Here is a 9,310-nt window from a genome sequence, read left to right as displayed (position 1 = left end):
AAAGCCGCGCTTTTTACGTTGTTCTGAAAACCGAATCGGAATAATTTGGTTTTCTCCGCCAAAGCCCCGTTCAATTCCGGTTGAACGGGGCTTTTTTGCGCGAAAATTTTGCAGGTTAAAGGACCCTATGATATGATGATTTAATGCCTTTTATCGTCCGATCATGGAAAGATCCGTCTCAACGCTTTTGATCATCCTTTCTTGAAGGGACCCATGAAACGGTTCCGTTTTGATGTCATCGTGATCGGTTGCGGACCCGCCGGCGCAACCGCCGCCGGGACGCTGGCGCGGGCCGGGCTCTCCGTCCTTGTATTGGAAGCCGGAGCGTACGCCGGCGCCGAAAACTGGTCCGGCTGTGTTTATTTCGCGGAGAACCTGGCCGAAGCGGATGCCTTCGGCGAGGCGGCCGTATTGGCCGCCCCGTATGAACGTCGTCTGGTCCGGAGGGGGATCTTCCTGCACAACGGCCTGGACTTGGTCGGGTTCTCCTATCAAAATCAAGTCACCTTTCCCCATTGTTACACCGTCCTCCGTCCCGTTTACGACCCCTACTGGGCCGACCAGGCCCGGGCCCAAGGGGCGATGCTCCTGCCTCAAACAACCGTTACCTCCTTGATTCGACGGGACGGTCGTGTGGTCGGCGTTGAAACCGAGCACGGACCGGTCTATGCCGAGGCAACCTTTATTGCCGAAGGCGATGCCTCTCACCTCGTTCGGCGCGAGAGGCTGGAGCGAACTGCCGCGCCCCATTTTATGCAGGGCGTCAAGGCGGTGTTCAGGCTGCCGCCCGCCGCCATCGAGGAGCGCTTCCACCTCTCAGCCGGAGAAGGCTGCGCTTACGAATACCTGATCCGAAACGCTCAGATCGGGGGACAGACGGTCCATTTGAATATCGGCGCCTTTCTCTATACCAACCGGGACTCTCTCTCGTTCGGCTACGTCGTTCCCCTTGAAAATTTAAGGGAGGCTTATCGGGGCGATCACGGTCGGCTGATGGAATGGCTTCGCGGTCTTCCCCATTTCAAAGCCCTTCTCAAGGGCGCCGCCTTATCGGCGTATGGCACGAAGCTGATTCGAAGCGGCGGAATCAAGGAACAACCGATCCTGGTTGAAAATGGCCTTGCGGTGGGAGGAGCCGCAACCGGTTTGGGGATCGATCTCCCCTACCCGAATTTCACCGGCCCTGCTTCGGCCAGCGGCCTCTTGTTCGCCCGCGCCGTCCGCGCTTTACTCAAAGACGGTCGACCGATCACAGCCGACCGGCTCCGGCAGAGTTATCTTGAGCCGTTGCACGCGAGCGTTTACGGGCAAAATGCCGCGTATTTATCTTCCTGGCCCGAATACCTCGAGACCAGCAAGGCCTTCTTCGGACGCTCGGCCGATCTGGCCTGCGGATTGATTCATTTCCTGACCCAACCACGCGCTCCATTGCGTCACGCGGCCCGTTTCCTGCGCGGCCATTTATCGGCCCGAGTCCTTCGCGAAATATTCAGCGACGCCGTGCAAATGATCCGGGTCTCCGGCCTCGGCGCGGCCCTATCCTCCGGACTGAATTTTTCTTTGTTCCGTCAATGGACGGCCAATCTGTCCAAGACGGAGTCAACATCCGATCCCGGTTTCCTTTTCAGGATCGAGATCTTTGATCAGCCGGAGGTTGATGTTCAAAAGTTTCCGTGGCCGATTCGTGGCTGGTTCACCCAATTATCCCCCGGTCTGGCCGAAGGAATGAAGATTGTGTATGCCAACGACGGCAGACCGTTGTCCGAAAAATTCCGGCGGGCCGTCCGGTCCGTTCTCGCGCGATTAAGGCTGACCGATTGGATCGCACTTCCCTGCTTCGCGTCTTGCCTTGCGCTTCTCGCCGCGTCATCCATTATATACGACTTCATCCGGTATTATCTGCTTCGGCAGCCGGTCGAGAAGATTTTGAGCGGCCCGGTTGCGGATTACATCCAGGCTCAGCAGACCCTACGGGATCTGGATCAGGTCAAAACGGCGGATTCCCTGGAAGCGAAGTTGGCCACCAACACGTACCGGATTGGAACCCGTTCACACATCCGCGTCTTTTGGCCGGATGAGCTCATACGTCACGGCGATCTTGCCCAGTCCCCGCTTTGGTCGGTCTGTCCGGCGCGGGTTTATCAGTATGATCCGCCCCTTGTCGGGCGGGGCGTCGTGACGGTCAATTATGAAAACTGCATCAAGTGCGAATCGTGCTGGCATGCCGCCGATGATCAGGTGCGCTGGGGGCGTCATACCGATCATCGACTCATCTATCGGCCGGAATCTGAAGCCATTCAGATTCTGTTAAATCAAAAAGCCACGTCCGTTGTTCCCCACCCTCCGCACGAGGAAACCCGGACCTTAACCCGCCTCAAACCGGGGATCCCGCCACAAAAGCCTCATCGTGAAATTTTGGAAAACTTGTCCAATTCGCTCGCGTCCGTTCTACGAGCCGTTTGTGCGCTTGAAACGGCCGTGGAGCATCTCCCCTCTTCGGCCGATGCGAGCCGACGGGAATGGCCCCGAAAAATAGGCGCGATGACGATTCGGCGCATCGATGCGCTTCAGACGCTGCTCGCATCCGAGAACATCCGCAAGGAATTTTCGACTCTGGGAATTTCGGATCCGGTCCAGGCCGATTGGCGGCTGGTTCTTAAGGAGGATGCCAAGGACCTCAAACACCAGCTGTCGGCCGGCCAGGAGTTCCATGCCTTATCGGCGGCACGCCGGATTCGGGACGAGACGGTCCGTCCGATGATCGAAGCGGTCGATGCCGTCCTTGGGCCTTCGGGTCCGGCTTTTGAAAACCGCAACGGGACGCCGTTTGATTCGGGTCTTCACGAACGGCTCGCGGCCTTGTTTCCGGACCGCATCGTAAAGGAATGGGAAGACTTCCCTATCCCGGAGGAGGCGCGCGAGCGTCTCCGTTCTCTGATCATAAATCACGCCGCCCACGCGGATCCTTTAATTCGGGCGTTCTCGGCGATCAGCCCGGCCTTGGGGCTTCTTGCGGCCCGCGGCACCGAGGCCTTGAAAATACTCAAACAGGCCCGACAACCTCTCCATGCGGACCGATGCGCCGTGGATGGCCATTCTCTTTCAATCCGAGTCGACCCTGAGGGACTTATCGTCGACGGGGTCCTGGAACTTGTTCCGCTCGCCCTATCCGACGCGCTGGTCATGGTATATCAAAACCGGGCATGGGAGATCCCCTTGGATCGGCCCGGCCTTAAAACAATCCCGACTCCGGCCATCGGGTTTCGCTCGGCCGGACTTCATCGTTTGGAATTCAAGGCCGTGGAAGTGCGGGGACCGGGCTGGCCCGTGGGTCATGGCCCGCAATTTGGAATCGCCTACGCCGCCGTCGCTCTCGGAGCGGCGGATTATCTGGCCCGTCGCGCCAAAGAACATGCCGACGGCCGTGTGCAGTTCGCCCGCCAGATGCGGGACACCGAGGGACGGGACGGAATAGCTAAACTGGGTGCGGTCAAAGCGATGATCGCCCGTATCGAAGCATGGCATCTCCTCCTCGCCGTACTCTTGGAAGAGAACACCGCTTCGGAATCATCGGAACGCCCCGCGGAATGGTCGGACCTTTGCGCAACGGCGGCGTCCTTGGCCTTCGGGCCGGAGGCGGGTCAAATGGGATATGACGCCGGCCAGATCTTCGGAGGTTTTGCCTATTCCGAAGACGATCTTCTGTCCCGCGCCTATCGGGACAGCGCCCTGTTCCGCTATCTGGCCCCCGGGTTCGGCGCCGCGGAACGTCTCGTTCGTCGCCTTCCGGAAAACGCTTTGACCCTCGAGGCCATGGATGCGTCGTCGAGCCTTCAATGGGGCGAGGTTCGAAACGGCCCCTTGTCCGAGGCGGCGAAACACTGGGATGAAAATATTTCCCGCTGGAAGCGGCTTTTTCCCGAAAGCGATCCGGCCAAGGCCGGCGATGCGGCCGCGTTGCTGTTGGGCGCGCGCCGGGTTCTCTTAAAGGTGCAGGAAAGACTCGAGCAGGGACTGACGGTCGAAGGGGACGCGTCCGCAAGCGCCGTTCTGGTCGGCCTGGCCGAACAAGCCGTGGACGCGATGGAATTCTGGCGGCGCGACTCCACCGTGTTGCCGATCACGGTTTTCCCGGAGAGGCCGGAGGTCGAACGGGTCGATCTTCCGATGCAATACGAAGCCATCTGCAACCCTTCACCCGTTGCTTCGTCACAACCTTATCAGTCCGGTCAATACCTGCTCTCCGCGTTTGATACTTCGGTCCGTTTCGTCCCCGAAATCCAGCTGCACGATCCATCGCTCCGCGAGCGGTGGCGGAACTGCACCGACTGGTTCGTCGAGAACATATGGATGAAGCGTTTTGATGGAATGCATATCGAACGGTACGTTGAAAAAATTCATGGGATTCCAGAGGGTACGCTCGAAGGGTTCAAGAAAAACGGATACTTTTCAACCGTCATTCCATCCGAATTTGGCGGCGGCGGTTGGTCGAAGGCGGAATATTATATCTTAACAACGGCGGCCGGCCGCTTCGGCGACGCCGGCTTGTTGCTGGTCATCATGGCCAGCACCAGCATCGGAACCACGCCGATGCTGCTCGGGCTTGAAAAAGAACTGCCGTTGGCGGCCCGGGAGTTGGAGCCGTTGACGGGACACCCTCATCGACTCGGAGAGATCGGGGATCGTTTGGACCGGCTGATCACCGGGATGAGACGGCCGGACCCCGCCCGTCTGAAGAAAGGCTTCACGGAGTTGATGGCTCTGGTCGATTCGCGGATCCGGCACACGCGCGTGGTGAAGTATCTCGCCGCCAATTTCCTCAAGGCTTTTTATGCCGCCGGGATCGCCGGGCAGCGCCGCGATTTGGAGGGCTTCCGTCAGGGACTGATCGCGGCCAAGGCCCTTTTCGATCAACTGGCCCCGACCGTTCGGCAGGCGGTGGATGAGTTGCCGCGGCGCGAACGGGCCCACCAGTTTTTCCTAAGGAAGCTGGGCCATGGCGGGATCAGCGCCTTTGCATTGACCGAGCCGACGGCCGGTTCCGACACCGGCGGCGTGAAAACCACGGCCCGCCCGATAAGCCGGCCGTTGACTCCCCTGGAGGATGGACGCTACCGTTTCAATTTGACGGAGGGCGAAACCAACGACGTTCCATCGCCGCAAGCGCCGAGATACTTGATCGATGCCGACCGGGTTCGCTTTGACGACGGGTCGGGTCCGTCCGGAATGGTTTACAACCTTCCGACCAACGAATCCGTTCCGATCCGGTGCGATGAATATAATTACGACACGGATGAAGGGCTGCGCTATTACCTCTTCCAGGATCAAAAAAGGTATTTTCACGACATCGCGCAGATCCGGGTCCGTGAAGGGAAACCGGTTTATGACTACTATGAATTGAGCGGCGCGAAGATGTGGATTACCAACGGGCGCGTGGCGACCCAGTACTGCCTGTACGCCCAGTCGCCGGAAGGCGTGACGGGCTTCATGGTGGACCGCCATGCCGAGGGCCTGAAGGTGGGAGCCGACGAGCGAAAAATGGGCCAGCGCGGTTCGCCCACGAACGAAATCGCGATCGACCAGGTCCGCGTTCCCAAGGAATGCGTCATCGGCTACGAAGGCCACGGTCAGGTGAACGCGCTCGAGACGCTCAATGTCGGCCGCTGCGGTCTGGCCGTCGCTTCGATCACGCTGATGCGCAAGTTGCTGCTGGACGCCCGGGAGCAGGTTCCCGCGACACCGCAACGCGATCGTTTGTTGGGCGAAGCGGCGGCGATTCTCTTCGGCTCGGACTCGATGGCCTTCCACCTCGTCGGCTTATTTGACCGTCACACAACCGAGTCGGTTCGGATGGAATCGGCGATCGCCAAGTACGTCTGCTCGGAGGATTTGCATGAAGTGATCACGTTGATCGAGCAGGCTTACGGTCCGGCGGCCGTCACCGAAAAATATCGCGTTGAAAAACTCCGGCGGGACTCGCGAATCCTGAATATTTACGAAGGGACGAACGAGGTTCAGCGCTTCCTCATCCTGAAAGACCTGATCGCCATGTCAAAGGACTGGAGACCGGTCGCGACGCCGGAAGGAACGGGGGACGGGAGCGAAGCGCTTCCTTCGGACCCTCGCCTGGCTTTCTGGAAAGAGACGCTTCGCGTCCATGTCAAGGCGGCGGCCGACCGGCTCGGCGACACCGTCTGGATGGACGCGGTACTCCAGGCGACTTATTTCCTGCTGGCCGACATGGCCGGCGAGATTTTTCGTCTGGACTGTCTGGTTTATCGGATCCGGTGGCTTAAGGAGAACCGGGAAAAACTGGGAGCGGCCTATATCGATCCCCTGTTAACCCTGGCGGAACGCGCCGTGTGGCGTGCCGAACATCGCCTGTCGCTGTACGACCAAGGCCACCATCGGGACGCGGAGCGGGCCATGAAAGGTCTCTACGCGCCGGAGGCGGTTGCGGCTGACGCCGCTCTGGAGCGAATGGGAAGGAAGGCAGCGGCTCCATCGCGGCCGACCGGCCGGCTCGCCCGACCTCTGCGGATCCTCTGTCTTCTCCGGCTGGTGGCCGACACGGCCCCCGCTCCCCGGCTGAAAGAGGGGCGTCTGTCCGAAATCGTCTGGCGATTCAACCCCGCCGATGAATCCGCGTTGAATCTGGCGATCCGACTCAAAGAGGCCAACCCTTCATCGGTGACGGTTCATCTGGTTCTGCCCGGCGGGCCGGATGCCGAGTCCCATCTCCGGTGGGCCCTCGGCTACGGGGCCGATGCGGCTTACCGCATTGAGGCGTTAGCGACGGCCGACGGCTCGGCTTTTGTCGAGGCCATCTCCGAGCTTGAAAAATCCAGGACGTACGACCTGATCTTGACCGGTTCCGCATCCGAGGATGGGGCGGAGCCGCTCGGACCCTTTGTGGCCGGGGCCACATCCCGCTATTTTACGAGACTCTCCTCTCTTGAAATTGCGGCGGGCGGTCGAGAGCTCGCCATCCGAACCGATGACGGCTCGGAGATCAAAGTCCTTCCGAACGAGCCCATGGTTCTGAGCTGGGACCGGGCCGACGCGCCTCCGCGTGCAAAGATCCGCCGGGTGATCGAAGGACAATTGGCCCGCATCGAGCGTCTATCGGTTCACGGGAAAAATATTTCCGAACGCTTGGTTCCCGCACGATCGGTCGTGCACAAGAGCGAAACGATCCGAGAACTCGCCGGTGTTGCGGATTATCTTAACGCCTACCGGGCCGGGGCCCGTGCGATGGAGGCGGAGCCTTATCCTTCGAGGATCGATGAGATGCCGCTGCCGACCGGACCGGCGGTCTGGACGATCATCGAAGCACGGCAAACCAAGATGATTCCGGCCCTGCTCGGCGCGGGGAATTTTTTGGGGCGGTCGCTGGATCAAAAAAGCTGCGCCGTGGTGTTGGGACCGGAAAAGACCTGGCCGCAGCTGATCGGCCTGGCCCGGAGCCGCGGACTGAGCGGTGCGGTCTGCATTTCCGCTCCCGAAGGCCTTCTGACCGAGTCCGGCCGTCTGTCATGGCTCAAAAGGTTCTCAAGGGTTGCCTCCGAGCTTAGGATCGTGTGCGGTCCGCACTGGGCGGACGCCCTTTCACATTTGTCCGGCAGCCTCAACGGTAAAACGTCCCTGCTGTTCACCGATTTGATTGAAATCGACCGGCGCGATGGACTTTCTCTCTTCAAAACGGCCTACGGCGGAAAATTACGGCGCTCCGTGACCCCCCTACTGTCTCAAACGCCCAATCTATTTCTGACGGTTTCACCGACCGGCGATTTCCCGTCGGGCGAACCTTCCGCCCGCTTCACGGCCGGGAAGGTCGCCACCCCTTCGCTAAAGGTCGATCCGGATTGGTTCGAGTCCGCGCCTCCGGTCGCGCCGGACGACCTGGCCTCGGCCGAGGTGATCATCGACGTCGGATACGGCCTTCGGAATCAAGAGGGCCTGCATCTTGCGGTCCGGCTTAAAGAGGTCCTGGAGCAGCTGGGTTTGACGGTGCATCTCGGCGCGACGCGGAAGGTGACGCAGGATCTGAAACTGCTGCCGCTTTCGCATCAGATCGGCCAGACCGGGGTGCGGGTGAATCCGAAACTGATCCTTGCTCTCGGCATCTCCGGCGCGCCGCAGCACATGGATTACATCGGCGACCGCGCCGTGATCTTCGCCTTCAACAAAGATCCCCACGCCCCGCTCATGAAACTCAACGAAACCCGCCCCTCCCCGATCGTTCATCCGATCGTGGGTGATCTGTTCGAGTCGATTCCGAAACTGATCGAGATGCTTTCTCAATGATCCTGTTTGTTCAAGTTTTATTTCAGTAATATCGCTCCTACCATGCATCCAACCAAGCCGGGTCCGCAAAATCTATCGGATTTAATTCTTGAACAACTTTTATGTTTCCTGTAATATATAACCGACGACAAGATGGCAACAAAATAATAAATTAAAAAATTCATGTCAGATTCATTTAGATTGATTAAAACCAAGGCCTTGACTTTAGAGGATCTCTTATGTGTGAAGAAACCAACCCACTGGCCTGCGTCGTCCTATTACAGTGTTCGCACTGCAATACGCGCACTATCTAAGTCGATGCCATTGGATAAATCATTTTGTATCGATGAGCTTCCAACCTTACTTGACCAACATTTATGGGTCGGGTCTGATGCACATAAAGACCCATTCAGCCTTTTGACTTATAAAAGTCGTATTTTGAGGTTTGCAGCGGAATTCACCTGTGGAATTTCCTTTCAGCCATGGGAAACAAAACGATTTTTTGAAAAGCTAAATTTGACCACAAATAAACAGGAGGTATGATATGACGCCGCAATCGGTAAAGAAACAGGGAACCTTTGAGCAGCTAAAGGAGTTCATTAATAAGGCAGAGAAACTTGGTAAATATCCGAGAAATACGGCTGTGGCTATGCTTCCCGCGTTAAAAATCGTTCAGGAAGGGCTTATAGAAGATGAACCGGATACCACAGATTATGTGATAGAACACCTTGAAGAAATCTTTAATAGGAAGTTGAAGAGTCTGAATCTCAGTGCCGGATCATTGCAAACGTATATCGCTCGAGTGAAACGAGCAATTAGCGATTTTAAAAAATACGGTCAAGATCCTAAAACTCTTCTGGCTTGGAAACCTAAATCTGTACAAAGAGCAACCAAAACCCGCAACGGATCTTCCAAGCCCGAAACTATTTCATCTAATCCTCAGGGTTCATTTTCCACACAGACAGTTGTCAATACGAGGAACATTGGTCTTCGAACCGTTGTGTGGTCATTAAGACCCGATCTC

2 protein-coding genes are annotated in these 9,310 nt (G+C 58.0%); both read left to right on the top strand.

Features of this window, described 5'->3' with window-relative positions; all coding sequences use genetic code 11:
- Nucleotides 1-213 precede the first annotated feature (213 nt).
- Nucleotides 214-8,307: an acyl-CoA dehydrogenase family protein gene (locus VLY20_09935; GenBank protein HUK56964.1), complete on the top strand. Its 8,094-nt coding sequence runs from the start codon at nt 214-216 to the stop codon at nt 8,305-8,307.
- Between the two features lie 523 nt (nt 8,308-8,830).
- The coding region (locus VLY20_09930) for a hypothetical protein (GenBank protein HUK56963.1) at nt 8,831-9,310 on the top strand (480 nt) is incomplete at its 3' end.

Source organism: Nitrospiria bacterium (assembly GCA_035517655.1).
Taxonomy (GTDB): domain Bacteria; phylum Nitrospirota; class Nitrospiria; order JACQBZ01; family JACQBZ01; genus JACQBZ01.
This window is presented reverse-complemented; position numbering and strand designations above follow the sequence as displayed.